The organism is Flavonifractor porci (assembly GCF_037572415.1).
GTDB classification, from domain to species: Bacteria; Bacillota; Clostridia; order Oscillospirales; family Oscillospiraceae; genus Flavonifractor; species Flavonifractor porci.
In genome coordinates this window covers 1-25,480 of sequence record NZ_JBBHLB010000024.1, presented here as the reverse complement: position 1 = coordinate 25,480, position 25,480 = coordinate 1, and the positions used below count along the sequence as shown (strand labels likewise).

Here is a 25,480-nt window from a genome sequence, read left to right as displayed (position 1 = left end):
TGCAGTCGACCAACTATATGTCAACTGGTGGTTGCAATCTAAAAACAGCGGCAATTTAGTACTTTAAGCCAAACCGCCGCTTCCTGTTTATGCTGTATGGCTCTGTGTCTACGGGCCTGGATAATCGACCCTACTATTCTTTTGACAGCTCTGTTCCATAATGGGCAGACCAAAATCCGTTATCCAGCGCAATGGTGAAAAACGGCGTCATTTTGTTGTAGACCTCAGTATCTGTGGGCTTGGGCAGACCAAGCAAAAATGCAGTAAAATCTGGCGTCACTTTTCCGGCAATGATTTTTCCATACCGCCAATCGGTGTCTTTCTGTTTCCCATATCGAAGCGCCAGATCAATACACTCTGCTTCTTCATTCCAGCAGTGGATTTCAAAAGTCCGTGCAGTTTTTAGGGCGTCGGACATATAAGCTATCCACTTGCTGTTACCCTTTTCCGTTCTGTCAAGCTCCAACGACCAATGTTCGGCGATGTTTTCCGGGGTAAAAGACGCAGGCCTAAGTCTCTGGATTGATTCTGTCAGAGACTCAACCAAATTCTGCCGTTCCTCAAAATCTCTTTCATGTCCGCCCCCATGGACAGCTTCTGTATAGCGCCATTTCCACTCATTCCAGAATGCTATGTAGCCATTTTTAGAGAATTCATCATCCGGAATCTTCTTCGGTTTGCAGGACTGATAGTAGCTCTCTACTTTGTCTGCGAAGCGGAGCACTTCTGCTTGATAGTCACGCAGGGACACCAATTCTGATTCACCAGATGGGAGAATCAGCCGAACTCCGCCATTTTCGTGGACGACAGACCAGTCCAACCCATTGTCACATCCTGAAATCGTAACCTGTGACAAATCCTTATTTGCAATTAAAAAATGACCGCAGCACGGAACCATCTGAATATCGTGTTCTGACATGACCTTATCTTCAGTCAAGGTTTTCAGCAGATAAAGTGCAGTTGCGCTGACGGTTCCATCATACTCCATCCTGGCATTGCAAATCTGCACGGTAACATGGCCATGAAGGCAAAGATCTTCTGGGTCATCTTCTGGTCCGCAAATCCAGGTGAATTCGCTCACATCAATAGAAAAACCGCTCAAACAGCTCATCTCCTATTCCACATATCAATAGAAAACTGCAACTTCAAAATAAAGCTCCCAATTATCAAACCAACTCCAGGCAATAAAAAGATGGACGGTTTTTATCTTTGTTATTCCAGTTCTCCGCTTCGATGAGTTCTTTGAGTTCATTCACGGTCAACTCGTCAATGGAAATCGTTCTTTTATGGACATAGGGTCTATCATCAAATTCCCAATATCCCAGAAGCCAGACATTCCATACTTCCACACTGTCAGTTTGCCGGAGAGCAGATTTAATATAGCTGATGATCCTCTTTGCCCTGCCTTCGGTATATCTGTCCAGCTCAAGATAAACACCATATTTTCTCTTGCAGTATATATCGACATCATCAAATGGTAGCAGATAAAAATCATTATCCGCACCACTGTCATAGATTGTCCCCATATCAACATTAAAATGATGTGGATAGCTTTGAGGCGGTCTGACTTCCGGTAAGGGACAGTCTGCCGCTATAAATACATATTGGCTCATGGCAATTCTCCTTTACGCTTCGGTTTCAAAGTATTCCTGATATGTAGCCTCCGACATATCAGAATACAAAGTAATTTGTAAATTGTTATCACTGGAAAATCGCTCAATCTCGCCGTAAATCTCTTTTTGAGTTTTGGTGTACGGATTGCCCGATGTATGAAACGCTGTCGAAGATCCGTCATACTTGCAAAAGGCCACGCACACAAGGGGAGCTTTACAGGATATTTGTATCTTCACATAATGGCTTTATTCTCCGCCTCAATCTCACGACAAACAGGAATTTACTTTTGTCTTTTTGGAGTAACTGCTCTTAGTATTAGTGTGATAATGGCCATTACAGCAACTTGCACTAATGTAACGAGAATCATAAGACCACGTGATTCATAGTAATTGAAATTGCCCCAATTTATGCTTAGTTCAATAAGTACAGCCAAAAGGATGCTACACCAAACATATCTTCGATTGACAAAGTAAAATACAACAGGAAGAATGAATGTCAGCAAAAACACAACTGGCGATAACAGATATTGAATAATCACGCTTAACATTATAATCCCTCCCTAAATTCCTATTTGTTAATAGCTGAGCCGAATGGGTGTCCATTTATCAACTCTTATGGTCAATCAATCCCCACACAGCAACAATCAGGCCAAGGATTGCCATACCGAAAAAGAAATACAGTGCAGAAAGCAGGCCATATCGGGATATATTCCAAAGAGCGGAATGCTGCCCGTTGAGCGTCCAGTCGTTTGCCATTGATCCGGCTAAAATCATGGCAACTGAAAGTGCCCCTGTCAAAAATATCAGCATCCCAAATATCATTTTCTTCGTAGCTTATTCCTCACATTAAAAAGACATCAGGTGTCCAGCTCACAGCAGTACAGGGTATTGGTGTCGGTATCGTAAAGCCCAAAGGTGAAGTTGAAGGAGTTCCGCTCCAGAATATCCTTTCCGGCTGCGTCATCTTCGGCCTGCCGGTCCAGCAGAAAATAGTACCCGTTCTGGACTTCCGGCACCAGCGGGTTGCCGTTGCTGTCGCCCAGATAGGGACCAATTTGATAGGCCGTGTGATTCTCCTCACCGGAAATGCCGTACACGAGGATTTGAGTAGTCTCGTCCACAGGAAGGCAATGCCAATCCGCATTCGCCTTTATCTGTTCCAAGACGGTATCGTCCTGAAACGTAAGGACAATGCAGGAGGTTCCGTCCCCATGAAATCCACCGTGGGTGTCGGAAGCGGAAACCTCACTGCCGCCTGAGACTTCCAGGTCCAATGCTTCAGAAACGATGTCCTGCGGCGTTTTAGCACCACAAGCTGTAAGACTGGTCAAGGACAGAACGATTGCAACCATAAGAGCCACAAATTTTCTTTTCATTGAAATCCCTCTTTTCGTTTTGTAATTGGCTATTATCCGGCCTGAACCTCAGGCAAGAAGAAAATGCCCTCTGCCAAATTGATAAACATATCCGGATCACGGAGACAGTAGGCTTTATCTTTCCACCACACTGTACTCCGATTTGCTGAGATGGTCCGGTTAGAGCCATCCTGCAAATGATATGTAATGGAGATCAGCGGCTCCTGGCTGCTGTCAGCTTTTTTGAACGGGTCATATTTGAGAAAGCCAGTAAGTTTAAGTGCCAGCTCTATTTTTTCCGGGTCGGTTTCTTCTTTTACTTTCTCGGTAACCTGGGGTTAAGCAACGCTCACTGATTGAACTTCATCCATTTCAGGCAAACCGAGCAGCCACATACCATCCATTATTATTTGAACCCCTACCAGTAGGATGGTTACGATAATGATTTGTGCCAGAAATTTAAGAATTCCTCTTGTAAGCTTGTTCATCATTATGGTTTCCTTCCTAAATTCCGATTTACCTGTTTTATGTGCTTTTTTCAATGCTCTCTGCAATTTTCACCATCTCACTCTCGGGCAGTGCCGCCGAAATGCAGAACAGAATATCTCCGGATTCGGAATGCCATACCAGAGCATTCGCATTTTTGGGGTCAGCGTCCTGGTAAAAATCGGCTTTCTGTGTTCCCACAGCCACTTCCTCTGCGGTCATCTGGTCTGAGACTAAAAAGAGGCTTGTGGCGTCTGCACCGGCGGAGTACATGAAATGGATCACCTGACCATCACTGTTGCTATAAGTCCGCATAGAAGTGCCTCCCGCAGACTGCACATTGGTTTCTTCAAATCCATCAGGCAACCATGTGGGAGCAAAATCGGTGGTCATTTCTTCGTCCGGTGCCGGTCCCTCAAAGCGGTACTCCACAAAAGTTTCATACTGCTGGCGTACCCAGGCAAAGAAGGCACCTCTGGCCTCGGCATCTACCGTGAGCCATGTTGTACCGGTCAGAACAACCGCTACCAGGAAACAAGCTGCTGTCCGAAGAAATTTGTAGGCTCCAGGATGCCGTCCTCGCCGGATAACACGCTTCATTTTGCGTTCAAATTGTGGGGAGAACTGATGGTCGCACTCCTGCGGAAGGGGCAAGGAATCAAGAATTGCCTGATCTGCCTCTGACGCAGCAGCTCTCAGCATTTCATCTGTAATCATAGCTTGCCCTCCTTTTCGTACAGTTCCTTCAATCTGTTTTTGGCACGCTGGTCAAGTTTGGATGCAGCAGCATGGGATATTCCAAGCATAGCCGCCACTTCTTTTACGCTGTAACCCTGATGGTATCGGAGTAAAATTACCTCTCTATATCGTGCAGGCAGTTTCAGGATACAGGCTGCCAAGGTGTTTTCTCCTTCATAAACAGCCGGAACGCCTTGCATCTCATCGTCCAGCTCGACGATTTGGTGGCGGTTGCGTTTCCTATAAAAGTCTATTGATTTATTCTCTACTATTGTAACGATGTAACCCTGCGTTTTTGGACACTTGGGTTGACCGATTTTTTCAATATTTTCAGCAATTTTCAAAAACGCCTCATGCACAGCATCTTCGGCATCCTGTTCGTTGGTCAGTATTCTATTTGCTATGTGAAACATCATGATTCGATACTCCATGTAGATTTGCTCAAACTTTGAGCGATCTTCAGGAGTATCTATCATTTGAAGATAAATCATCATGCTACTTCACCCCCGGTTTTCTTGTTTTGATTGTAGTATACTGGGGTTACCCCAGGCAAGTACGAACAGTATCCGTGCAAACATAATAAAATTGCCCGCAGAAAATTCTACGGACAATTTTATGCCTAATCATCATGGTGAGGCTCAAACCATTCCAAAGAACTTCAAAGCATCCGTGATCGCCGCTTCCTTTTCCGGCGGGCATTTCGGTTGTCTGGAATTCTCAGACTTCGGTTTATTATAGTTTTCCCGCTCGATAATGCCATACTTCTGTTTGACCTGGGCGATATAAAGGTGGCTGACTTTCAGCCCTGTATGTTCCAGCACATACTCTTTAATTTCCTCATAGGTGGCCTTGCTCTCCGCCGCCGTTAAATCCAGCTCGTCCAGATTCAACTCCACCTCTATATGCTGCTTAGTATTGAGTTTGGACAAAAGTACTACCGTCTCCACATGGACGGTGCGTGGGAAGAGATCCACGGCGGTGGCGGTGTCCAGTCGGTAACCCTGGGCCGCGAACCGCTTCACGTCCCGGCCCAGGGTGGCGGGGTCGCAGGACACATAGACCACCCGCTGGGGAGCCATCTGGGCAATGGTGGCCACCACATCCTCCGCCAGCCCCTTCCGGGGCGGGTCCACGCAGATCACGTCGGGGCGCACCCCCTCCCGGGCCAGCTGCCGGGCGGCCTCGCCGGCGTCGGCGCACAGGAACCGGGCGTTTTCAATGCCGCTGCGGCGGGCGTTCCCAATGGCGTCGTCCACCGCCTGGGGCACCACCTCAGCCCCCCACACCATGCCGGCCTGCCGCGCCATCACCAGGGAAATGGTGCCGATGCCGCAGTACAGGTCCAGCACCGTCTCGGTACCGGTAAGCTGAGCCAGCTCCACCGCCTTGCCGTAGAGCACCTCGGTCTGGTCGGGATTGACCTGATAGAAGGAGGGGACGGACAGGCGGAAGTCGGAGCCGCACAGGGTGTCGGACAGGAAGTCCTGTCCCCAAAGCGTGCGGTAGGCGTCCCCCAAGATCACGTTGGTATGGCTCTTGTTGACCCCCAGCACGATGCCCACCAGCCCCGGCTCGGCCGCCCGGAGGGCGTGCACCAGCTCGGTCTCCCGGGGGACCCCCACGCCGTTGACCAGCAGGCAGCACAGGCTCTCCCCCCGGCGGTTGGTGCGGACATACACATGGCGCACCAGGCCGGAGCGGGCCTTCTCATGATAAGCCGGGATGGAATACTGCATCATCCAGTCCTTTACCGCTCCACGCAGGCGGGAGGCCGCCTGGCTCTGGAGCCGGCAGTCGCGTACATCCACCACCTTGTGGGTGCGGGACTGGTAGAAACCAATGCGGGGGCCGGGGGAGACGGGGAACTGGGCCTTGTTGCGGTAGCGGTCAGGCCGGGCGGCGCCCAAAATTTCCGTCACATGGATATCCGCGCCCCCCAGGCGGCGGAGGCAGTCCTCCACCCGGGTGCGCTTGGCCTCCAGCTCCTCGGCGTAGGTGATATGACGGAAGGCGCAGCCGCCGCAGCGGTCGTAATAGGGACAGTCGGGGGTGATCCGGGCGGGGGAGGGTTCGGTGACCTCCCGCACCACCCCCCACAGGGCGGAACGGCCCACATGGGTGAGCCGCACCTGACACAGCTCCCCCCGGACGCCCCCCTGGACGAACACCACCATGCCGTCCAGCCGGGCCACGCCGGCGCCGTCGCTGCTGTAGCCCTCAATGCGCAGGGGATAAGTATGGCCTTCCAGAGGCTTATTGGGCTGCATACATACTCACGTCCTTCAGCGTATCATAAGGAATGGTGACCTCCACCGGGGAATGAACGCCGGTAAGGGTGTTGCCCTGGATCCAGAACACATAGCCGTCGGAGGTCAGGCAGAACTGTTCCGGCTGGTAGGCCGCCGCCACAGCCGCCTGGGTAAAGTTCCCGGCGGACAGCTCCGGGCTGGCCAGGAAGGCCTTCACCACCCGGTCCTGCACGGCCTGGGCATCGGTAAAGAAATCGGTAAAGGTCAGCTTGATGCCGGTCTGGGGATCGAAGTTCTCCCCCAGCTCAAACACGGTGGGGTAGGCCGCCCCGCTGTTGATGTGCCAGGTGCGGCGGATGCTGATGACCTGATCGGTGGAGAGCACCACCTCATAGCTCATCTCTTCAGTGACCGGAGAGAAGGGGAAGCCGGCAGACTTGGACACATCGTAGTCGGCCACCACCTGCTCGTAATTGGCCTCGGCGCTTTCCATACGCCCGGCGCCGTCGGCCTTGTACCAGTCGTTGATCACATCGCCGGCGGGGCAGGTGTCGGTGTTCTGCACCATGGGCAGGGTATAGCGCACCGTCATGACCTGGGCGCCGTCCCCGGCGGTATAGGTCTGGGTAAAGACCTGCTCCCCCCACTGGGGCGGCTCAGGCTCAGGGGTGGGAGTAGGTTCAGGCGTGGGGGTGGGGGTGGGACTGGGGGTAGCCGTGGGGGTGGGCTCAACCGTGGGGGAGGGGGTGACCTCCGGAGCCTGTCCGCCGCAGGCGGTCAAAAAAAGGGCCAGAGCCAGGGCGGCAGCCCCGGTCAGAATGGTCTGTTTTTTCATGGTAACCTCCATAGTCTTGTGGGCGGCGCGCCGCCCGGGGCATAAGATGATTGAAACATTTTAACACCCGCACCCCTGTGCCGTAAATGGAAAAACGCATTTTGTAAGCATTTGTGACCATTTCAATCCTCAGGCCGCGCCGCTGAGGAGGGCGGCCAGCACCCCGCAGCAGGGCAGGGTGAGGATGGACAAAAGGGTGCTGACGGTGACCAGCTGGGCGCTGGCAGGCACATCCTGACCATACCGCTGAGCAAACATGGCGGTAATACTGGCGGTGGGCACCCCGGCCAGCAGCACCAGGGTGCAGTACAGGCCGGGCTCCGGATGGAAGGGGTAGAGGATCAGCGCGGTAAGCAGGGGCATGGCCACCAGCTTCAGGCCGCAAGCCGCAAGAATAGCCGGGCTGCGGAACATCCCACGCCAGTCGGTATGCGCCATCTGTGCCCCGATGATAACCATGGCCAGAGGGGTGTTCATGCTGCCCAGAAAGTGCACCGCATTGCCCACCATGGGAGGCAGGATGATCCCCCACAGGAACAGGAGCAGCGCCATAATGGTACCCAGAATGCCCGGGTTGAGGACCGCCTGCTTCAGGGAGACCTGCCTGCGGCCTCCCATGAGCACCACGCCCTGGCTCCAGTTAAAGGCATTGAATACCATCAGGTTGATGATGCCGTAGACCATGGCCTGCTCCCCCAGCACCAGCTGGATCAGGGGCAGGCCCATAAAGCCCACGTTGCCGTAGAGGGTGCCGAAGCGCAGGGTCTTGCCGGCGGCGGGGGCCTGCCGCCGGAACAGAGGAACGGACAGCAGACAGTAGAGCACATACAGGCCCACCGCCAACAGAGCGGCATAGCCCATAGCCTCCAGCAGGGCGGTAGTGCGCCCGATCTGCATGGAATCCACCAGCATACAGGGGAGCACCGCCGTCAGCAGCAGATTGGTCATCTGGGGCAGGGCGTCCTGGGTGATCAGCCCCCGCTTGGCCAGGGCAAAACCCGCCGCCATCATCAAAAATATGGTCCCCACCTGGGAGGATACCATCAGCAAATAGTCTACCATTGCTGTCCCCTCATCTTCCACACAAAATCCAGCCCATTCTATCACCAAACCAGGGAGGAAGCAAGCCGGCAGCCTATTGAGGGACCAAAAGAGGGGAAAGACCGCGTAAAGGAGACGCGACCGGGCTGTGCCCTCCCCTGTTCTGGAAATCAGCGGAAAAATGGCGCATGGGAAAGAAAGGAACGATGATTGACATGATGGGTAACCGGTGTTATGATACCATCAAATCCAATAGAAAGCGAGGTGCTTCATAATGAGAAATAACAGAAGGAACAAAAACTCTGAATATCTTTTGAAGGCCTCGGTTGCAGCCTGATCGTTTTGATCGATATCTTTTGCCGTGGCAGATCAGCCGCGGCTTTTTTGCGTTTTGATGCAATCGCCTGCTCTTCCATAGATATTTATACAAGACCAACCGCCAATCCGGTTGGGACCATTTATGGAGGAAGTTATGATTTATCTGAGAAAAATTACCCAAGAAAACTTTATCGACGCGTTTCATTTGAAGCTCGCGCCGGAGCAGGAACGGTTTGTCTCCCATCCCATCCGCAGCCTTGCACAGGCCTATGTCTATCGGGAGCAATGCCAACCTTTTGGAATTTATAACGGTGATACGATGGTTGGCTATGTTATGGTGATTTACGATTATGAGGTCCCTGAATATGACATCTGGCATATGATGATCGATGAATCCTATCAGAGACGGGGCTATGGCAGCGCTGCATTGGATCGGGTGCTGGATTACATCAAATCCAAACCCTTCGGCCCTTCCCATCGGGTCACCTTAACCTGCCACAGAGAGAATGTCCGGGCACTGAATTTGTATCAAAGCAAAGGCTTTGCAGAGACCGGAGCAGCGGACGAAGCGGAAATAGAGCTGACGCTCCATTGATCGGAGCGCCGGCAAAGCCAATCAACGGCGGCGCATAAAATGCGCCGCCGTTGATTGCTGTCCGGCTGCCGGAATCATTCATATTTTTTCCCCACCACATAGAGGGGGAGGAACAGTCCGCCCAGAGTAAGGGCCAGGATAATGCCCAGCTGAGCCGCGGCCCACACACCGGGGCAGATTAGCCCCAGCGCCAGGGACAACAGGGGCAGACCCGCCATGACGGCGCAGGACCACGCCCGGCCCACCGCAATGATGTGGGGCCAGTTGCGGTTATTGAAGGTCAGGCCCGGCACATTCATGCGCAGCGGCCCGTCCCGCACCATGCCCAGGGGGTACCGGTCATAGAACTCCGGCAGGCTGAGCCGGGCAAAGAAGCAAAACCAGACTCCAAAGACCGCCCCCAGCACCACCGGGGACCACAGCGCCTCGGGCACATCGGTCCACACCCAGTTGGCCCACAGACCCAGGCCTCCCGCCAGCAGGGAGAGCACATACCACAGGGGCCAGCGCCCTTTCTCCTGCCAGGCCCGCTTGGGCCTGCCTCCGGCGCAGCGGATGGCGGTTTTTACCACGTCCTCCACCGCCTCCGGCTCCATTGGTTTCTCCTGCCGCTTGCAGAGCAGCAGCTCGGTCACCGTCACCCCCAGCAGCTGGGCCAGGGGGATGAGCAGGGCGGTGTCCGGGATGCTGGCTCCGGTATCACATAGTTAAAAATATTGGTGTCATTTAATCAATTTTGCCGATAAAGCGGTAGAAGATTTCTACCTCCTGTTCCCGGCTTCCGTCCTCACCTTTGACCGCTTCATGGACAACGATTTTTTCAATCAGCGTATTCAAAAGTTCGGCGGTCAGTTCTGTTGGATTGACGCACTCTTTCATCAAGGCAATCCATTTTTCTGCGTCTGCGGCGTTCTGGCTTTCAGTGGCGATAGCGGATTGAAGCTGTTCAATCTTTGTGTCCAGTTCAGCCTGTTCGCTCTGGTACTTCCCGGACAGCATAGAGAAGTTGTATTCTGTGATACGCCCCGCCGCCCAGTCCTCATACATCCGGGCAAACAGGGTATCGACTTCGGCTTTCCGCTTCTCCGCTTTGTTCAACTCTGCGGCTTGCTTCTTTCTTGCGGCGGCCTGTCCCTTGTCATTGGCATTTAACAGCCGCTTCAAAAGCCGTTCTTCATCATGCTGTACCAGCCCCGACCAGTATTGCAGACGGGAGAGGACATAGGCGTAAAGCACATCATAGCGGATATAATGCATGGAGCATTGGCGTGTGCCCTGTCCGTACTTGCTACAATGATAATGGCCGTAAGGCTTGCTGTTCTGCCTGTTCTCCCCATAGGACAGCGACCAGCCGCAATCCGCACACTTTATCAGTCCCGCAAAAATCTGTGTCGTACCGTTTTTGCGTTCCCGCCGGCGGCTTGCTATCTGCTCCTGTACCTGCCGGAAAACATGTTCGCTGATAATCGGCTCCTGCGTGTTTTCCACCCGCACCCATTCACTTTGGGGCTTGCGTACCCTCCGCTTGTTCTTAAAGGAAATGTTTGTTTCCCGGTAGTGGATGGTATGACCGATATAGGTTTCGTCTTTCATAATACTCTTGACCTGCGCTATCGTCCATGCGTAGCTTTTTTCCTCTGGCGCACCCGCATAGATGTTTGCGAAAGTCCCGTCACGCTGGAAGTTGATAAATCCCGGTGTGGGAACCTTTTCCGCAATCAGTATTCTTGTGATACTGGCCGCCCCTCTGCCATGAATGGCAAGGTCAAAAATCTTCTCCACTATCCAGCGGGTTTCCTCGTCGATTATCAGCTTGTTTTTGATTTCCGGGTGTTTCCTGTACCCGATGGGAGCATAGGCACCGATACGCTGTCCTGTGGCAAACTTCGCTTTGAAAGCGGCCTTTACCTTGCGGCTCGTATCTTTCGCAAACCATTCATTGAACAGGTTTTTGAACGGTACAAAATCGGAAAGCCCTTTCTCTGTGTCCTCATTCTCCGCAACGGCGATGTAGCGCACCCGTTTTTCCGGGAACAGAAATTCCAGATAGTAGTCCATCATCACATGTTCCCGCCCGAAACGGGAAAGATCTTTCGTAACAATGCAGTTTACTTTTCCGGCTTCCATATCGTCCATCATGCGCTGAAAATCCGGCCGTTCAAAGTTCGTCCCCGACCAGCCATCGTCCACATACTCACCGACTACATGAAGCCCCTGTTCCTTTGCGTACTGTTGCAGGATTGTCCGCTGTGTTTCAATGCTTACGCTGTCACCATAGTTTTCATCGTCCCGGCTCAATCTCATATAAAGCGCCGTGTTGTAAATCGTAGTATTGTAAGGTTGTTTCACCGTTAAAAATCCTCCTTCTAAAGAAACAACCCACGCTTACAATACTTTTGCTCTATGGCAATTATATCATAAGCGTGGGCGTGTTATCAATGATGGGCTATCAGGTTGAAGCGGCTTTTTCTGCGGTATGCCGCACCACATCTACAATCAGATCACCGAGGGGCTTCCCGCCTGCGGCGAAGTGTTCGGAGATTTTTATACGGTTGTTCCCACATACAAAATACTGCGTGCCGTTCTCTGTTTGTATGACCTGCCCTGTCCGGGGCGTAAAAATATCGCTTTCGCTTTTTGCCATCCAGTGTCCTCCATATTCAGTTTTCAAGGTACAATGCCGCACAGGGGCGGCGAAAATTTCTGCTTATATCTATCACCTTTCCTTTACTGTGTGCCGCTGCTGCCGTTTCAGTTCCGCCAGTATATCCGGCGGGATACGGTCAACCAGCCGCTGTAAATTGTCCAGTTCGCTTTTCAGCTTTGCCCGTTCCATCGTATCTTTCATCTTGCCTTTTTCACTGGCCTTTGCCCTTGCTTCCAACTTCTCATTCTCCGCCAACAGGTCATTGATTGTGACCTTGTACTTTTTCAGTTGCCCGGAGAAGTTCTCCATCTGCGGAAACCACTTTTTCAGCATGGAGAGAGCTTCCTCTTTTTTCTTTCCGGCGTTCAGCGGGTTAATGCCGTCAAGGGCGGCTTCAATGGCTCTGGCCTGTTTGGAGAGGGAAACCGCCTGTTTGAAAAGCCGGGTGGGGATATGCTTCCGGCCTGTCTTGCTGGCACTCTCCCCACGCTCCAAGTCGAGATATTTCTCCACCATATAGGCGTGAAAATCGTCCTGCCACTTCGTCAGGTTTGCCCGGTTGCCGATAATCTCCTTTGCACACAGGCGGTTGTCCTTTGTCAGCGGAACAAAGGTCAAATGCAGGTGGGGCGTTTTCTCGTCCATGTGTACCACCGCCGACACGATATTTTCCCGTCCTACCCGGCCAATGAGGAAAGCCGCCGCCCTCTGGAAGAACGCCTGTATCTCCTTTGGGGATTTCCCCTTGAAAAATTCCGGGCTGGCAGTTACCAGTGTATCGACAAACCGTGTGCTGTCTTTCCTCGTCCGGCATCCGGCCTGCTCGATACGGCTCTGAATGAAGTGGTAATATCGTCCCTCCGGCTTGACGATATGGAAGTTGTATTTACTCCGGCTTGTGTCAATGTCGGGGTTGCTGGCGTATTGTTCTTTCTGTCTTTCGTGATGGGCTTCCAGCGGCCTTGCCGGGTTGCCCTTGTGCTTCTCAAACCGCAAAATTGCGTGTTGTGCCATTCTGCTCCTTTCCCCATTCCTTTCCTATCCGGGGTTTTCCATAGGGAAAATCCCGCCGGAATTATCTCTGATACGATAGGAATGGAATGGATATAAATCAATCATTTTAATCTTTGTATTTCTATATACCGTCTGGTTTTCGTACTTCTCAAGATTGATTTCCGTACTTCAAGGGTACGGTTTTCAGTCCTCCGGCGTACCAGAACCGGATTTCTTGAAGTCGGTGTTTGGAACCGCTTCATAGGATTTTGGGAAAATGCGGTTGGGTTTTCCACAGCCCTGCTTCTGGATTTCCACCAGTCCGGCGTATTGCAGTTCCCGCAGGGTGTTCACCGCTTTCTGCCGCCCACAATGGAGCAGTGTGACCACTTCACAGATAGGGAAATACAGGAAAATCCGTCCGCAGTCATCCGCCCACCCATTCTTGCGGGATAACTCTGTCCGGCGCAGGATAAAGGCGTACAGAACCTTTGCCTCGTTAGACAGGGGCTTGAATGTGGGGGCTTCAAAGAGGAAATTCGGGAGCCGGGTGAAGCTGAACGCCTTTTCCGGCTGATGGATATAGATGGTGTTTGTCATAGTGCGTTTTGTGGACGGTTAGAAGCCCATTTTTCAGGGCGGACGATACTTTATACCACCTGCCCCGGTTTGGGGCTTGCGGAGCCTGATAAATCAAGGCTTTTTTCGCTCCTAACTGTCCACAGCAGACCTCCTTTTCCGTTCACTTTCTGTTTTCTGCCGCCTGTGAACTCTGACGGCACAGCCGGGGCAGTATTTTGCCCGGTTGGATTTGGGGACGAACACGCCGCCGCAGACCGCACAGCATTTCAAGTCCTTATCCCGGAAAATCTCCGCTTCCAGCGTTCCGTCCAGCGGCAAGACCGCCCAGCGGAACCACTTACAGCAGACCGAGAAAGAAACCGTCTGCGGGCAGGTGCAGGTGTCCCCATCGTCAAGGACAATGCAGTTGCCGTCCTCACAACAACAGCACTCCCGGCGTATCAGGCTGGCCGCCTGTTTCCTCTGCGCCGGTGTCATGCGGTAAAGGGAACCGTCCGGCCTGCGCTCCAGTGGCGGCAAGTCTTTATAGAGGTTATTTCTCATGCGTTCCCTCCATTTTGCTTTCCGTTGCCGTTCTCCCCGAAAAGGTTTCCTGCCCCATTCCTGCGGCGTATTCCAGCGTTGGCACGCTCCCCGCAACTTCGGGACAAAATGTCCCGAAGTCCGGCTCCTTGCGGTGCTTCCCCAGCCGGGGTATTCCTTTTCGGACGGTCATTCTGTTTTCAAGGTGCTGTCCATCGATGAACTACCCTAAGTCTACACCTAAATGACCGCCCGTCCCGTATATCCGAAAGGTAGGAAATTGGCCTAAAAAACAGGCTATTTCCACGCTTTCGGAATTGTGGTATAATAAAAATGATATTTGCAGACAAGGGGGAGCGCATGGAACTATCCATACAAGAACGATTGAAAGACCTGCGTGTGGAACGCGGTCTGACGCTGGAACAGCTTGCGGAGAAAACCCACCTCTCCAAGTCCGCTTTAGGGAGTTATGAGGGGGACAACTTCAAGGACATCAGCCATTACGCCCTTATTGAGTTGGCAAAGTTTTACGAAGTGACTGTTGATTATCTGCTGGGCCGTTCTCAAACAAGAAATCACCCAAACGCCGATCTTGCAGACCTGCATTTGAGTGATGATATGATTGAACTATTGAAAAGCGGGCTGGTGGACAATTCCCTTTTGTGTGAACTGGCGACCCACCCGGATTTTCCCCGGCTCATGGCCGACCTTGAAATCTATGTGAACGGCGTGGCGGGAAAACAGGTACAGAGTGCAAACGCCATTGTGGACGCCGTGAGTGCAACGATTATGAAACAACACAATCCCGGCTTGACTGACCCGCAGCTGCGACAGCTTATCGCCGCCCACATTGACGACGACAGCTTTTGCCGCTATGTGATACAGCAGGACATAAACAAGATAGCCTTCGACCTGCGGGAAGCCCACAAGGACGATTTTTTCAGTGTCCCGGAGGACAATCCACTGGAAGATTTTTTGCAGACCGCAGAGGAAACCACCAGAGAGGACAGCGACCCGGAGCAGGCGGCTATGGCATTTATCTGTAAGCGGCTCAAGCTGAACTATGGGAAACTGTCAGAGGAAGAAAAGAAGTGGTTGAAAAAGATTGCACAGAAATCGGATTTACTGAAAAATCCAAAGCCGCAGCGAGGGAGAAAGTAAGAGAACGGAAAAATTTGATTTAGTGAGGTGTAAGGAGTGGAAATTAGATTTATTGATGAAAAACACGCCGCAGATATAAATATTCCCAACGAACCTTTTCCCATTAGGGGACGAATGGTTATTACCTACAACGGAGACAGATGGGAACATACAGAAAAACTATTGCCTTCTGAACAGATTGAAGAAATGACATTCCCAGATGAAGATGGAAGAAGTTTTAATTGATGATAATATGGTTTTTGATATTGATAATTTAAAAGGATTTCTTAATGATACCAGTTCATTTGGGTTTATAGCTAAAGAAAATAATAAAATTATAGGATTTGCATATTGCTATACACTTTTAAGACCTGATGGAAAAACAATGTTTTATTTACACTCAATAGGAATGTTACCTAACTATCAAGACAAAGGTTATGGTTCAAAATTATTATCTTTTATTAAGGAATATTCTAAAGAGATTGGTTGTTCTGAAATGTTTTTAATAACTGATAAAGGTAATCCTAGAGCTTGCCATGTATATGAAAAATTAGGTGGTAAAAATGATTATAAAGATGAAATAGTATATGTATATGATTATGAAAAAGGTGATAAATAAATGAATATAGTTGAAAATGAAATATGTATAAGAACTTTAATAGATGATGATTTTCCTTTGATGTTAAAATGGTTAACTGATGAAAGAGTATTAGAATTTTATGGTGGTAGAGATAAAAAATATACATTAGAATCATTAAAAAAACATTATACAGAGCCTTGGGAAGATGAAGTTTTTAGAGTAATTATTGAATATAACAATGTTCCTATTGGATATGGACAAATATATAAAATGTATGATGAGTTATATACTGATTATCATTATCCAAAAACTGATGAGATAGTCTATGGTATGGATCAATTTATAGGAGAGCCAAATTATTGGAGTAAAGGAATTGGTACAAGATATATTAAATTGATTTTTGAATTTTTGAAAAAAGAAAGAAATGCTAATGCAGTTATTTTAGACCCTCATAAAAATAATCCAAGAGCAATAAGGGCATACCAAAAATCTGGTTTTAGAATTATTGAAGATTTGCCAGAACATGAATTACACGAGGGCAAAAAAGAAGATTGTTATTTAATGGAATATAGATATGATGATAATGCCACAAATGTTAAGGCAATGAAATATTTAATTGAGCATTACTTTGATAATTTCAAAGTAGATAGTATTGAAATAATCGGTAGTGGTTATGATAGTGTGGCATATTTAGTTAATAATGAATACATTTTTAAAACAAAATTTAGTACTAATAAGAAAAAAGGTTATGCAAAAGAAAAAACAATATATAATTTTTTAAATACAAATTTAGAAACTAATGTAAAAATTCCTAATATTGAATATTCGTATATTAGTGATGAATTATCTATACTAGGTTATAAAGAAATTAAAGGAACTTTTTTAACACCAGAAATTTATTCTACTATGTCAGAAGAAGAACAAAATTTGTTAAAACGAGATATTGCCAGTTTTTTAAGACAAATGCACGGTTTAGATTATACAGATATTAGTGAATGTACTATTGATAATAAACAAAATGTATTAGAAGAGTATATATTGTTGCGTGAAACTATTTATAATGATTTAACTGATATAGAAAAAGATTATATAGAAAGTTTTATGGAAAGACTAAATGCAACAACAGTTTTTGAGGGTAAAAAGTGTTTATGCCATAATGATTTTAGTTGTAATCATCTATTGTTAGATGGCAATAATAGATTAACTGGAATAATTGATTTTGGAGATTCTGGAATTATAGATGAATATTGTGATTTTATATACTTACTTGAAGATAGTGAAGAAGAAATAGGAACAAATTTTGGAGAAGATATATTAAGAATGTATGGAAATATAGATATTGAGAAAGCAAAAGAATATCAAGATATAGTTGAAGAATATTATCCTATTGAAACTATTGTTTATGGAATTAAAAATATTAAACAGGAATTTATCGAAAATGGTAGAAAAGAAATTTATAAAAGGACTTATAAAGATTGATTATATAATATATGAAAAGCTATTATAAAAGACATTAGTATTAAATAGTTTAAAAAAATGAAAAATAATAAAGATGAAAACTACAATTATCATGAGATGAAAGACTATGTTTTTATCGGAGCATATGAGGGAGCGGATTGTATTGGATTAGCAATATTGACTCCTGTATTCAATCCCTGTCTTTTTTATACGACTTGAAAGTCAAATGCAAAATGCGTGGTAAAGGTATTGGTAAACAGCTAATTAAGGCATCTTATCAATATGCCATAGCAAATGGGTATGCAGGTTTGTATACTGTTGGTCAGGACAACAATTTGAATGCGTGCTTGTTTTATTTGGCTTGCGGTTTTGAAATTGGCGGACTTGATACTAAAATATATGAAAACACAAAGCAGTCGGGAAAATTTGATATAACCTTTTATATGCACTAAAAATAAGTACATTAAATGAATTCAGGTTTATCGGAGAGATAGCAAAGCCAGCCGAGCCAGTCAACGGTCAAGATGAACGGCGCATAAATGCGCCGCCGTTGACAGTCCCGCCCGTCTTTGCTAAAGGGTAATCAAGGCGGGAAAGCCCTAAAATGGCTTCACACCTATTTCAATAATTGGAGGAGATAAAAATGAGATCAGAAAAGGAAGTTTATGATATTGTTTTGAATTTTGCAAAAACAGACAAACGCATTCGCATGGTTACTTTGGAAGGATCTAGAACAAATACAAATATTCCGCCTGATGATTTTCAGGATTTTGATATTACTTTTTTTGTTACGGATATGGACAGCTTCACAAGTGATGATAAATGGCTAGATATATTTGGTGAAAGGTTGATTCTGCAAAAGCCGGAAGATATGGAATTATTTCCAGCTGTAGAAAAGGGATTTTCATATTTAATGCTGTTTACTGATGATGTTAAGATAGATTTAACTTTGCTGCCGCTGGAACTGATAGACGAGTATTTTACATGGGATAAACTGGTAAAGTTACTGTTGGATAAAGACAACCGTATCGTAAAGCCGCCAATACCAACGGATATAGACTACCACTTGCAGAAGCCTACTCAAAGAATGTTTGACGATTGCTGTAATGAATTTTGGAATACTACAACATATGTAGTAAAGGGCTTATGCCGCAAAGAAATTCTTTTTGCTATTGACCATATGAATGATATAGTACGAAAAGAATTGCTTCGCATGATTTCCTGGCTGATTGGTATCAAACAGGGATTTCATTTCAGTTTGGGAAAAAACTATAAATTTATGAAGCAATATGTCCCAGAGGAATTGTGGGAACGACTTATGTCCACTTATAATATGGATTCCTATCCCCATATGTGGGAATCCTTTGAACAATGTATGGCATTGTTCCGGGAGGTTTCGTCAGAAGTGGCATGCCAGTTGGATTACCAGTATCCACTATATGATGAAAAAATCAGTAATTATGTGATTCGGCAAAAGAAAAAATATGGCATTGAAGATGATAACAAATAAAATTTTTTCAATCGAAAAAATTTATTTTGATTATTCAATTTTGAAAAACTGAATACCTCAAAATCAGAAAGAGCGCGGCCAAGCACTTTGAGGGATTGGCCGCCTTGTCCACCCATCCAGCGGGGCGGCGGGCGGCGGTCAAGGCCGGGTGTAACCCCGTTCATTTCAGCCTTGACGGTTGCCCGCTGTCCTGCTACTTTTCCGGGAGTGTGGCCACAACTTCGGGACACTTTGTCCACAAGTCGGAGCGTAGGACGAGGGACGGGGGCTTTCATATACGCCCTGTCTGCTGATGAAACCAGACCTGCGCTTGCGGCTCCACGCCACGCAAGCACAGCCCTGTTTTCTTGCCGCTTCAAATCTTGCCGCTTCAAATGCCCTTGCCCTCCCCGGCGGCAACGGCATTTTCACGACAACGCCGACAGAGCGTATAACACACTACACTTTGCTTCGCAAAGTCGTGTGCCAAATGGGGGCGTTGCCCCCTTTGGAAACCCCCACAAGAAAAGGCGGTACGCTACCCCCCTCCACGGGGCGCATACCGCCTTTTCTTGTTATCCAGCCCTCCGGCTGTATCGGTTGAGCAAAAGCCAGCGTGGGATTGATGTGGTATCTTTATCTAAGTGATACCCCCGTCTCCCACTTGCTCACCGCCTTGTCGGTAATGTGGAGCTGCTCCGCCAGCTCCCGCTGGGTCCAGCCCTTCTCCTTCCGCAGCCCGGCCACAAAGGCCCCGAAGGCCGCCTTGTCCATATCATACACGTCCATCACCTCGCCCCTCAGCATACCCCACAGGGGGCACTTTGGCAACCGAACAGCGGTAGAATGCCCCACAGAGCGTGGTTTCGCCCCCTCCATCGGTTGACAAAGCCCGCCGGGGCGGGCTATACTGTAAGGTAACGGATTTTTGAGAGGAGAGCATCATGACCAACCAAAAAGACTTTAAAAACCGAGGCTATCTGCGGATTTTTGCCTCTTACTACAAGCCCCACTGGAAGCTGTTTCTGCTGGATATGGTGTGCGCCCTGCTGATCTGCATCGTGGACCTGCTCTTTCCCATGGTGTCCCGCTGGTCCATGCAGACCCTGCTGCCCAACCAGCTCTTCGCCACCTTCTTCACAGTCATGGCGGCCCTGGCCCTGGCCTATGTGCTCAAGGGCGTATTCTACTTTATTGTCACCTACTGGGGCCACCTGCTGGGTGTGCGGATGGAGGCCGACATCCGCCGGGACCTGTTCTCCCATATGCAGGATCTGTCCTTCTCCTTCTATGACAAGAACCGCACCGGCCAGCTGATGAGCCGGGTCACCGGCGACCTCTTTGAGATCACCGAGCTGGCCCACCACGGCCCGGAGGACCTGTTTATCTCTTCGGTGACCATTCTGGGCGCCTTTTGCATCATGCTCACCATCCAGTGGCAGCTGGCCCTGATGGTATTTGCCGTCATCCCCATCTTCATCCTCTTTACCGCCCTCACCCGGAAAAAGATGATGCGCGCCTCCATCGAGGTCAAGGCCAAGCTGGCGGGCATCAACGGAGAGGTGGAGTCCTCCATCTCCGGGATGCGCACCGCCAAGGCCTTCGCCAACGAGGACGCCGAGAGCGCCAAGTTCAACGCCGCCAACGACCAGTTCCGGGGCGCCAAGCGGGGCTACTACAGGACCATGGCCTTCTACCAGTCTGGCATGGAGTTCTTTATGGGCATCCTGTCCGTGGTGGTCATCGCCTTCGGCGGCTTCCTCATCATGAAGGGGGAGATGGACTTCATTGATCTCACCACCTTTGCCCTGTACGTCACCACCTTTATCACCCCCATCCGCAAGCTGTCTGCCTTTGTGGAGCAGTTCATGCAGGGCATGGCGGGCTTTAAGCGTTTTACCGAGCTGATGCGGGTGGAGCCTGACATCCAGGACGCCCCCGACGCCCGCACCCTCACCGACGTGAAGGGGGACATCCTGGTGGACGACGTGACCTTCCGGTACGAGTCCTCCCCCGAGCCGGTGCTGGAGCACATCACCCTCCACGTCCGCCCCGGCGAGACGGTGGCGGTAGTGGGTCCCTCCGGCGGCGGCAAGTCCACCCTGTGCCAGCTGATTCCCCGGTTCTACGACGTCACCGGCGGCCGGGTGCTGGTGGACGGTCAGGACGTGCGGGAGCTGAAGCAGCACGACCTGCGGGAGCACATCGGCATTGTCCAGCAGGATGTGTTCCTCTTCGCCGGTACCATCTACGACAACATCCGCTACGGCCGGCCCGATGCCACCGAGGCGGAGATCATTGAGGCCGCCAAAAAGGCCGAGATCTACGACGACATTCTGGAGATGCCCGACGGCTTCCAGACCCAGGTGGGTGAGCGGGGCGTCATGCTCTCCGGCGGCCAGAAGCAGCGGGTGTCCATCGCCCGCATCTTCCTGAAAAACCCGCCCATCCTCATTCTGGATGAGGCCACCTCCGCTCTGGACACCGTCACCGAGGCCCGCATCCAGTCCGCCTTTGACGCCCTGGCCCAGGGCCGCACCACCCTCATCATCGCCCACCGGCTGTCCACCATCCGCTCCGCCGGACGCATCGTGGTCATTGACGGCTGCGGCATCGCCGAGGAGGGCACCCATGAGGAGCTGATGGCCTCGGGCGGTGAATACGCCAAGTTGTATCAGGCACAAAAATCAGTCTCCGTATAAAGCGAGGTGGCCAATATGGCGCGCAAAGCACGGATACAGCGGCTGGAGCTGCCCGCCGGACGGCGGGTGCTGGTGATCAGCGACATCCACGGCAGCCTGCCTCTGTTGCAGGGCGTACTGGACAAGGCGGGCTATGGTCCCGACGACATTCTGGTGCTGCTGGGGGACCTGGTGGAAAAAGGCCCGGACAGCCTTTCGGTGCTGCGCTATGTCATGGACCTGTCCGCCCGCCGGACGGTGTACTGCGTCAAAGGCAACTGCGACGATCTGGTCACCGAGTTTGTAGAGTCTCCCCAGGTACGACCGGAGTTTTTCCACCACTACCTCAACGTGTGGCGGGGCCGCTGCACCCTGCTCCAGATGGGTCAGGAGGCGGGCTTTGAGACCCGCTCCCCGGAGGATCTGCCCGCCCTGCGGCAGGTGATCCTGGACCGCTTCCAGCCGGAGCTGGCCTTTCTGGACGCCATGCCCGAGATCCTGCTCACCCCCGACTATCTGTTTGTCCACGGCGGGGTGTGGGATGAGGATCACCTGGAGGACATGACCGCCTGGGACTGCATGAAAAACGACAGCTTCCTGGATCGGGGCATCAGGTTCCGCCGGTGGTGCATCGTGGGCCACACCCCGGTGACTCTCTACCACCCTCACGTCCCCACCGTCAATCCCCTGGTGTGCCTGGAGCAGCACATCGTATCCATCGATGGCGGGTGCGCCCTCCACCGGGACGCCCAGCTCAATGCCCTGGTGCTCCCCCAGCAGCCCGGGGAGGACTTCACCTGGTTTGCCTACGATGAGCTGCCCACCGCCATGGCGCTGGACAAACAGGAGGAGACGCCCCAGTCGGTGAATGTGCGCTGGGGCCACAGTCAGGTGGAGGTGCTCCGCCGGGGCGGGGCCCTGTGCCGCTGCCGCCATCTGGAGAGCGGCCGGGAGGTGGATGTGCTCACCGATTATCTCTACCGCTCCGGGGAGGACACTTTGTGCCGTGAATCCACCGACTACCGCCCGGCGGTGGAGCCGGGGGATATCCTGTCCATCGTCCGCCGGCTGGCCGACCGGGCTCTGGTGAAGAAGAACGGTGTCACCGGCTGGTACTTCGGACGGCTGTGCCGCCCGCCTCAAACGTAAAAAAAGGCCGCTGCATAGCAGCGGCCTTTTTACACGATTTTGCCCAAAAGAGCCTCGCAGAGTTCCGTCGTCCGCAGACGACGGAATTAAACTGAAGTCCGTTTTTTCCGGCGACACGTGCGCCGGAAAAAACACTTCTCAGTCTGCAAGTGTGGAATCTGACCACTTACCGTGGGCAGATTCTGCGCGCGGCAGGCTGAATACCTGTTCCCCAAAGCAGCTCCGCCGCTTTGGGGAGGTGAATCTTACTCTTCCCAGTCGGCGAACTCCACGTCCTCCATGCAGTCGTCGCACTTGCCGGAAACCAAGCCCTTCACCTTACAGACCAGTTCCATGATCTTGTCCCAATAGGCCACGACCGCGTAGATCACCGCGCCCAGCACAGCCAGCACGGACAAAACCTTCACGATACCGCAGAAAAACTTTTTCATGATCCAAACAGCCTCCTTTGTGTTGAACGCAATGTACCGGTGGGATTAGTGTACACGTTTTTGTGGGAAATTACAAGTGTACATTCCCACTTTGGAGAAACTTTTTTCCCTTGTATTTTGTGGTGAAATAGAATACAATAAAAAGACAAACAATAGAACCTTTTCCCCCGCTTTGACGGGGATGCCATGCAGACACCCCAGGAAAGGAAGGGATCAGATCATGAAGCTGCAAACCGAACAGGGCGAGATCACCATCAGCAGCGAAGTGTTTACCAACATCACCGGCGCCGCCGCCACCAACTGCTACGGCGTGAAGGGCATGGCGGTTCGCTCCAAGGCGGACGGCCTGGTCCACCTGCTGCGCCGGGAGTCTATGGGTAAGGGCGTTAAAGTCACTTACAATGAGGATTCCACCGTCTCCATCGAGCTGCACATCATTGTGGACAACGGTGTGAATCTGATGGCGGTCAGCCGCTCCATTATGAGTGAGGTCCGCTATATCGTGCAGCGTACCACCGGCGCCGAGGTGCGCAACGTGGACGTGTGCATCGATTCCATGGTCATCGGCTGAGGCCGGTCCGCCCATTGAAAGGAAGGAACACAGACATGAGAGAGCGCATTGACGGAGCGTCCTTTGCCCAGGCTATCGTCCACGCGGCAGCCTCCATCAATCTTCAAAAACAGCAGATCAACGAGCTGAACGTATTCCCCGTGCCTGACGGCGACACCGGTACCAACATGGGCCTGACCATCTCCACCGCCGCCGCCGAGCTGAAGAAAAAACAGCCCCGTACCGTGGGCGAGGCCGCCGCTACCAACGCCTCCGCCCTGCTGCGGGGCGCCCGCGGCAACTCGGGCGTGATTCTGTCCCTGCTGTTCCGGGGCTTCTCCAAGGCCGTGAAGGACAAGGAGACCATCGACGGCCGGGATTTGGCCATTGCCCTGGACTTCGGCGTGGCCGCCGCCTACAAGGCTGTTATGAAGCCCGCCGAGGGCACCATCCTCACCGTGTCCCGTCTGGCCGCCGCCCGGGCTGCCGACGCCGCCCGCAAGACCCCCAACGACCCCGAGGCCGTGCTGGAGGCCGCCATTGCCGAGGGCCAGGTGGCCCTGGAGCACACCATTGAGATGAACCCCGTCCTCAAGAAGGCGGGTGTGGTGGACGCCGGCGGCAAGGGCTTCCTGGTGATCCTCCAGGGTATGCTGGACTCCCTGCGGGGCCTGCCCCTGCCTGAGGGAGGCGAGGCGAGCAAGACCGAGACCAAGACCGACTATGCCGCCATCGCCGCCGAGGAGATCACCTTCACCTTCGATACGGTGTTTATCGTCCGCAAGACCACCAACAAGGAGCTGACCTCCTTCGAGGCCTACCTGAACAGCATCGGCGACAGCCTGGTCATCGGCGAGGACGACGACTGCTTCAAGGTCCACGTCCACACCGATATCCCCGGCGCCGCCCTCACCGAGGCCCAGAAGTACGGCACCCTGGAGCTGGCCAAGATTGAGAATATGCGCACCCAGGCGGAGGATCTGGCCGCCGGCCGCCACATCCAGAGCACCGACGATCTGGACGAGGACGACCACGACCACCACGAGGGCGGCCGGAAGATCGCCGCCCCCGAGAAGAAGTACGGCGTGGTAGCCGTGGCCGCCGGCGACGGCCTGGCCGCTGTGTTCAAGGATCTGGGCGCTGACGGCGTGATCAGCGGCGGTCAGACCATGAACCCCTCCACCGACGACATTATGAAGGTGATTGACGCCACCCCGGCGGAGATCGTCTTTGTGCTGCCCAACAATGGCAACATCATCATGGCCGCCCAGCAGTGCATCCCCCTGGCGGAGGGCAAGCAGGTGGTGGTTCTCCCCACCAAGACCGTGCCCCAGGGCATCTCCGCTCTGATGGTCATGGATCTGGAGGCCTCCCAGGAGGACAACGTGGCCGCCATGACCGAGGCCATCGGCAACGTCCACACCTCCGAGATCACCTATGCCGCCCGGGACTCCGACTTTGACGGCTTCGCCATCAAGCAGGGGGACTACCTGGCTCTCACCGAGCACCAGCTCTTCGGCACCGACCAGAATCTGGACACTCTGCTGCGCCGTCTGGCCGAGGCCGACGCCCAGCAGGGAGCCGAGTTCATCAACATCTTCTACGGCGAGGATGTGTCCGAGGAGGACGCTCAGAAGGCTCTGGAGCTCTTTACCGAGTGCTGCCCCAACGCCGAGATCACCCTGCTCTCCGGCGGTCAGCCCGTCTACTACTATATGATTTCCGCTGAATAAGCCGGTATACAGACCGTGGCGGCCCGATGGGCCGCCACGGTTTTTTTATGCTTATGCCACAGAAAAAAGACGGTCCCGATAGGGACCGTCTTTTTTATCATCGTTATACCTCTTCCTGTTTTCCGCCAAAGGCTTCCACAGCGCGGGCGTCGGCCTCCTGGCGTTCCTCGATGGCTTCCTTGAGGAGCATATCCTTCACCTTCATCAGACGGATGGTGTTGGAGCGCTCGTTCTCGTCCAGCTTCATGGAGATATACTTGATGGCCTCTTCCATCTGGGGGATCTTCACATACTC

General features: G+C 51.5%; 31 protein-coding genes. 11 read left to right on the top strand and 20 right to left on the bottom strand.

Going from position 1 to position 25,480, the window contains the following annotated elements:
* Positions 1–133 precede the first annotated feature (133 nt).
* From WHJ28_RS15500 to WHJ28_RS15455, 10 genes are all read right to left on the bottom strand, one after another.
* The gene (locus tag WHJ28_RS15500; protein WP_340042957.1) at positions 134–1,102 is read right to left on the bottom strand and encodes a hypothetical protein; all 969 of its coding nucleotides are present in this window, start codon (positions 1,100–1,102) and stop codon (positions 134–136) included.
* Between the two features lie 64 nt (positions 1,103–1,166).
* Entirely contained in the window at positions 1,167–1,613 is a 447-nt protein-coding gene (locus WHJ28_RS15495) for a hypothetical protein (RefSeq protein WP_340042956.1), read from the bottom strand.
* Positions 1,614–2,219: 606 nt separating this feature from the next.
* Positions 2,220–2,411 carry a hypothetical protein gene (locus WHJ28_RS15490; RefSeq protein ID WP_340042955.1) on the bottom strand — a complete coding sequence of 64 codons (192 nt, stop codon included), beginning with the start codon at positions 2,409–2,411 and terminating at the stop codon, positions 2,220–2,222.
* Positions 2,412–2,470: 59 nt separating this feature from the next.
* Positions 2,471–2,989, bottom strand: a complete 519-nt coding sequence (locus tag WHJ28_RS15485) for a hypothetical protein (RefSeq protein WP_340042954.1) — start codon at positions 2,987–2,989, stop codon at positions 2,471–2,473.
* Between the two features lie 317 nt (positions 2,990–3,306).
* On the bottom strand, positions 3,307–3,459 hold the full coding sequence (locus WHJ28_RS15480) for a hypothetical protein (RefSeq protein WP_340042953.1): 153 nt from the start codon (positions 3,457–3,459) through the stop codon (positions 3,307–3,309).
* 34 nt (positions 3,460–3,493) lie between these two features.
* The gene (locus tag WHJ28_RS15475) at positions 3,494–4,171 is read right to left on the bottom strand and encodes a DUF4367 domain-containing protein (RefSeq protein WP_340042952.1); all 678 of its coding nucleotides are present in this window, start codon (positions 4,169–4,171) and stop codon (positions 3,494–3,496) included.
* On the bottom strand, positions 4,168–4,686 hold the full coding sequence (locus WHJ28_RS15470; protein WP_340042951.1) for an RNA polymerase sigma factor: 519 nt from the start codon (positions 4,684–4,686) through the stop codon (positions 4,168–4,170). The genes WHJ28_RS15475 and WHJ28_RS15470 overlap by 4 nt, the downstream gene beginning before the upstream one ends.
* Positions 4,687–4,830: 144 nt before the next feature.
* Entirely contained in the window at positions 4,831–6,459 is a 1,629-nt protein-coding gene (gene rlmD / locus WHJ28_RS15465) for a 23S rRNA (uracil(1939)-C(5))-methyltransferase RlmD (protein WP_340042949.1), read from the bottom strand.
* Positions 6,446–7,276, bottom strand: coding sequence for a polysaccharide deacetylase family protein (locus WHJ28_RS15460; protein ID WP_340042948.1), 831 nt, complete (start codon positions 7,274–7,276; stop codon positions 6,446–6,448). The genes rlmD and WHJ28_RS15460 overlap by 14 nt, the downstream gene beginning before the upstream one ends.
* Positions 7,277–7,405: 129 nt before the next feature.
* The gene (locus tag WHJ28_RS15455; protein WP_340042947.1) at positions 7,406–8,338 is read right to left on the bottom strand and encodes an AEC family transporter; all 933 of its coding nucleotides are present in this window, start codon (positions 8,336–8,338) and stop codon (positions 7,406–7,408) included.
* A 451-nt stretch (positions 8,339–8,789) separates the two neighbouring features.
* Between WHJ28_RS15455 and WHJ28_RS15450 the strand changes: the two genes are divergently transcribed.
* Complete coding sequence (locus WHJ28_RS15450) at positions 8,790–9,230, top strand: GNAT family N-acetyltransferase (protein WP_340042946.1); 441 nt, start codon at positions 8,790–8,792, stop codon at positions 9,228–9,230.
* A gap of 74 nt (positions 9,231–9,304) precedes the next feature.
* Here the strand turns inward: WHJ28_RS15450 and WHJ28_RS15445 are convergent, their stop codons facing one another.
* The 6 genes from WHJ28_RS15445 to WHJ28_RS15420 form a co-directional block, all read right to left on the bottom strand.
* On the bottom strand, positions 9,305–9,865 hold the full coding sequence (locus tag WHJ28_RS15445; RefSeq protein ID WP_340042945.1) for a hypothetical protein: 561 nt from the start codon (positions 9,863–9,865) through the stop codon (positions 9,305–9,307).
* Positions 9,866–9,956: 91 nt separating this feature from the next.
* A complete protein-coding gene (locus WHJ28_RS15440; protein ID WP_425461161.1) occupies positions 9,957–11,579 on the bottom strand; it encodes a recombinase family protein in 1,623 nt (540 codons plus the stop codon).
* A 100-nt stretch (positions 11,580–11,679) separates the two neighbouring features.
* On the bottom strand, positions 11,680–11,874 hold the full coding sequence (locus WHJ28_RS15435; RefSeq protein ID WP_015536347.1) for a hypothetical protein: 195 nt from the start codon (positions 11,872–11,874) through the stop codon (positions 11,680–11,682).
* 72 nt (positions 11,875–11,946) lie between these two features.
* Complete coding sequence (mobV, locus tag WHJ28_RS15430) at positions 11,947–12,891, bottom strand: MobV family relaxase (protein ID WP_117551617.1); 945 nt, start codon at positions 12,889–12,891, stop codon at positions 11,947–11,949.
* Positions 12,892–13,074: 183 nt separating this feature from the next.
* The gene (locus WHJ28_RS15425) at positions 13,075–13,470 is read right to left on the bottom strand and encodes a replication initiator protein A (protein WP_117551616.1); all 396 of its coding nucleotides are present in this window, start codon (positions 13,468–13,470) and stop codon (positions 13,075–13,077) included.
* A 111-nt stretch (positions 13,471–13,581) separates the two neighbouring features.
* Positions 13,582–13,995: a cysteine-rich VLP domain-containing protein gene (locus tag WHJ28_RS15420; RefSeq protein WP_054352687.1), complete on the bottom strand. Its 414-nt coding sequence runs from the start codon at positions 13,993–13,995 to the stop codon at positions 13,582–13,584.
* Positions 13,996–14,334: 339 nt separating this feature from the next.
* Between WHJ28_RS15420 and WHJ28_RS15415 the strand changes: the two genes are divergently transcribed.
* The 6 genes from WHJ28_RS15415 (at position 14,335) to WHJ28_RS15390 (ending at position 18,662) form a co-directional block, all read left to right on the top strand.
* On the top strand, positions 14,335–15,135 hold the full coding sequence (locus WHJ28_RS15415) for a helix-turn-helix domain-containing protein (protein ID WP_117502385.1): 801 nt from the start codon (positions 14,335–14,337) through the stop codon (positions 15,133–15,135).
* 36 nt (positions 15,136–15,171) lie between these two features.
* Complete coding sequence (locus WHJ28_RS15410; RefSeq protein WP_120137650.1) at positions 15,172–15,360, top strand: hypothetical protein; 189 nt, start codon at positions 15,172–15,174, stop codon at positions 15,358–15,360.
* A complete protein-coding gene (locus WHJ28_RS15405) occupies positions 15,335–15,733 on the top strand; it encodes a GNAT family N-acetyltransferase (RefSeq protein ID WP_425461158.1) in 399 nt (132 codons plus the stop codon). The genes WHJ28_RS15410 and WHJ28_RS15405 overlap by 26 nt, the downstream gene beginning before the upstream one ends.
* Positions 15,734–17,173 carry an aminoglycoside O-phosphotransferase APH(2'')-Ia gene (aph(2'')-Ia, locus tag WHJ28_RS15400; RefSeq protein ID WP_340042944.1) on the top strand — a complete coding sequence of 480 codons (1,440 nt, stop codon included), beginning with the start codon at positions 15,734–15,736 and terminating at the stop codon, positions 17,171–17,173. It begins immediately after the preceding gene.
* Between the two features lie 137 nt (positions 17,174–17,310).
* A complete protein-coding gene (locus tag WHJ28_RS15395; RefSeq protein ID WP_340042943.1) occupies positions 17,311–17,604 on the top strand; it encodes a GNAT family N-acetyltransferase in 294 nt (97 codons plus the stop codon).
* A gap of 191 nt (positions 17,605–17,795) precedes the next feature.
* Positions 17,796–18,662: an aminoglycoside 6-adenylyltransferase AadE gene (locus tag WHJ28_RS15390; protein ID WP_001255868.1), complete on the top strand. Its 867-nt coding sequence runs from the start codon at positions 17,796–17,798 to the stop codon at positions 18,660–18,662.
* Here the strand turns inward: WHJ28_RS15390 and WHJ28_RS15385 are convergent.
* Entirely contained in the window at positions 18,611–19,036 is a 426-nt protein-coding gene (locus WHJ28_RS15385) for a hypothetical protein (RefSeq protein WP_032548332.1), read from the bottom strand. The genes WHJ28_RS15390 and WHJ28_RS15385 overlap by 52 nt on opposite strands.
* A gap of 241 nt (positions 19,037–19,277) precedes the next feature.
* Positions 19,278–19,430 carry a helix-turn-helix domain-containing protein gene (locus tag WHJ28_RS15380; protein ID WP_340042942.1) on the bottom strand — a complete coding sequence of 51 codons (153 nt, stop codon included), beginning with the start codon at positions 19,428–19,430 and terminating at the stop codon, positions 19,278–19,280.
* A 155-nt stretch (positions 19,431–19,585) separates the two neighbouring features.
* Between WHJ28_RS15380 and WHJ28_RS15375 the strand changes: the two genes are divergently transcribed.
* Positions 19,586–21,343, top strand: coding sequence for an ABC transporter ATP-binding protein (locus tag WHJ28_RS15375; RefSeq protein ID WP_340042941.1), 1,758 nt, complete (start codon positions 19,586–19,588; stop codon positions 21,341–21,343).
* A 15-nt stretch (positions 21,344–21,358) separates the two neighbouring features.
* On the top strand, positions 21,359–22,471 hold the full coding sequence (locus WHJ28_RS15370; RefSeq protein WP_340042940.1) for a metallophosphoesterase: 1,113 nt from the start codon (positions 21,359–21,361) through the stop codon (positions 22,469–22,471).
* Positions 22,472–22,716: 245 nt separating this feature from the next.
* Here WHJ28_RS15370 and WHJ28_RS15365 read toward each other — a convergent pair whose 3' ends face one another.
* A complete protein-coding gene (locus tag WHJ28_RS15365; protein WP_340042939.1) occupies positions 22,717–22,902 on the bottom strand; it encodes a hypothetical protein in 186 nt (61 codons plus the stop codon).
* Positions 22,903–23,122: 220 nt separating this feature from the next.
* Here WHJ28_RS15365 and WHJ28_RS15360 point away from each other — a divergent pair, with 220 nt between their 5' ends.
* Positions 23,123–23,473 carry an Asp23/Gls24 family envelope stress response protein gene (locus tag WHJ28_RS15360; protein WP_087189201.1) on the top strand — a complete coding sequence of 117 codons (351 nt, stop codon included), beginning with the start codon at positions 23,123–23,125 and terminating at the stop codon, positions 23,471–23,473.
* Positions 23,474–23,508: 35 nt separating this feature from the next.
* Positions 23,509–25,185 carry a DAK2 domain-containing protein gene (locus tag WHJ28_RS15355; RefSeq protein WP_340042938.1) on the top strand — a complete coding sequence of 559 codons (1,677 nt, stop codon included), beginning with the start codon at positions 23,509–23,511 and terminating at the stop codon, positions 25,183–25,185.
* Between the two features lie 103 nt (positions 25,186–25,288).
* Here the strand turns inward: WHJ28_RS15355 and WHJ28_RS15350 are convergent.
* Positions 25,289–25,480: V-type ATP synthase subunit D (locus WHJ28_RS15350; RefSeq protein ID WP_340042937.1), on the bottom strand; the 192-nt coding region annotated here is incomplete at its 5' end.

What these genes read in the sequence shown, in the direction of transcription:
- WHJ28_RS15495 (WP_340042956.1), bottom strand. Translation starts at nt 1,613, where the DNA reads ATGAGCCAATATGTATTTATAGCGGCAGACTGTCCCTTACCGGAAGTC.
- WHJ28_RS15485 (WP_340042954.1), bottom strand. Translation starts at nt 2,989, where the DNA reads ATGAAAAGAAAATTTGTGGCTCTTATGGTTGCAATCGTTCTGTCCTTG.
- WHJ28_RS15480 (WP_340042953.1), bottom strand. Translation starts at nt 3,459, where the DNA reads ATGATGAACAAGCTTACAAGAGGAATTCTTAAATTTCTGGCACAAATC.
- WHJ28_RS15475 (WP_340042952.1), bottom strand. Translation starts at nt 4,171, where the DNA reads ATGATTACAGATGAAATGCTGAGAGCTGCTGCGTCAGAGGCAGATCAG.
- WHJ28_RS15470 (WP_340042951.1), bottom strand. Translation starts at nt 4,686, where the DNA reads ATGATGATTTATCTTCAAATGATAGATACTCCTGAAGATCGCTCAAAG.
- rlmD (WP_340042949.1), bottom strand. Translation starts at nt 6,459, where the DNA reads ATGCAGCCCAATAAGCCTCTGGAAGGCCATACTTATCCCCTGCGCATT.
- WHJ28_RS15460 (WP_340042948.1), bottom strand. Translation starts at nt 7,276, where the DNA reads ATGAAAAAACAGACCATTCTGACCGGGGCTGCCGCCCTGGCTCTGGCC.
- WHJ28_RS15455 (WP_340042947.1), bottom strand. Translation starts at nt 8,338, where the DNA reads ATGGTAGACTATTTGCTGATGGTATCCTCCCAGGTGGGGACCATATTT.
- WHJ28_RS15450 (WP_340042946.1), top strand. Translation starts at nt 8,790, where the DNA reads ATGATTTATCTGAGAAAAATTACCCAAGAAAACTTTATCGACGCGTTT.
- WHJ28_RS15435 (WP_015536347.1), bottom strand. Translation starts at nt 11,874, where the DNA reads ATGGCAAAAAGCGAAAGCGATATTTTTACGCCCCGGACAGGGCAGGTC.
- mobV (WP_117551617.1), bottom strand. Translation starts at nt 12,891, where the DNA reads ATGGCACAACACGCAATTTTGCGGTTTGAGAAGCACAAGGGCAACCCG.
- WHJ28_RS15425 (WP_117551616.1), bottom strand. Translation starts at nt 13,470, where the DNA reads ATGACAAACACCATCTATATCCATCAGCCGGAAAAGGCGTTCAGCTTC.
- WHJ28_RS15420 (WP_054352687.1), bottom strand. Translation starts at nt 13,995, where the DNA reads ATGAGAAATAACCTCTATAAAGACTTGCCGCCACTGGAGCGCAGGCCG.
- WHJ28_RS15415 (WP_117502385.1), top strand. Translation starts at nt 14,335, where the DNA reads ATGGAACTATCCATACAAGAACGATTGAAAGACCTGCGTGTGGAACGC.
- WHJ28_RS15405 (WP_425461158.1), top strand. Translation starts at nt 15,335, where the DNA reads ATGAAGATGGAAGAAGTTTTAATTGATGATAATATGGTTTTTGATATT.
- WHJ28_RS15390 (WP_001255868.1), top strand. Translation starts at nt 17,796, where the DNA reads ATGAGATCAGAAAAGGAAGTTTATGATATTGTTTTGAATTTTGCAAAA.
- WHJ28_RS15380 (WP_340042942.1), bottom strand. Translation starts at nt 19,430, where the DNA reads ATGGACGTGTATGATATGGACAAGGCGGCCTTCGGGGCCTTTGTGGCC.
- WHJ28_RS15375 (WP_340042941.1), top strand. Translation starts at nt 19,586, where the DNA reads ATGACCAACCAAAAAGACTTTAAAAACCGAGGCTATCTGCGGATTTTT.
- WHJ28_RS15370 (WP_340042940.1), top strand. Translation starts at nt 21,359, where the DNA reads ATGGCGCGCAAAGCACGGATACAGCGGCTGGAGCTGCCCGCCGGACGG.
- WHJ28_RS15365 (WP_340042939.1), bottom strand. Translation starts at nt 22,902, where the DNA reads ATGAAAAAGTTTTTCTGCGGTATCGTGAAGGTTTTGTCCGTGCTGGCT.
- WHJ28_RS15360 (WP_087189201.1), top strand. Translation starts at nt 23,123, where the DNA reads ATGAAGCTGCAAACCGAACAGGGCGAGATCACCATCAGCAGCGAAGTG.
- WHJ28_RS15355 (WP_340042938.1), top strand. Translation starts at nt 23,509, where the DNA reads ATGAGAGAGCGCATTGACGGAGCGTCCTTTGCCCAGGCTATCGTCCAC.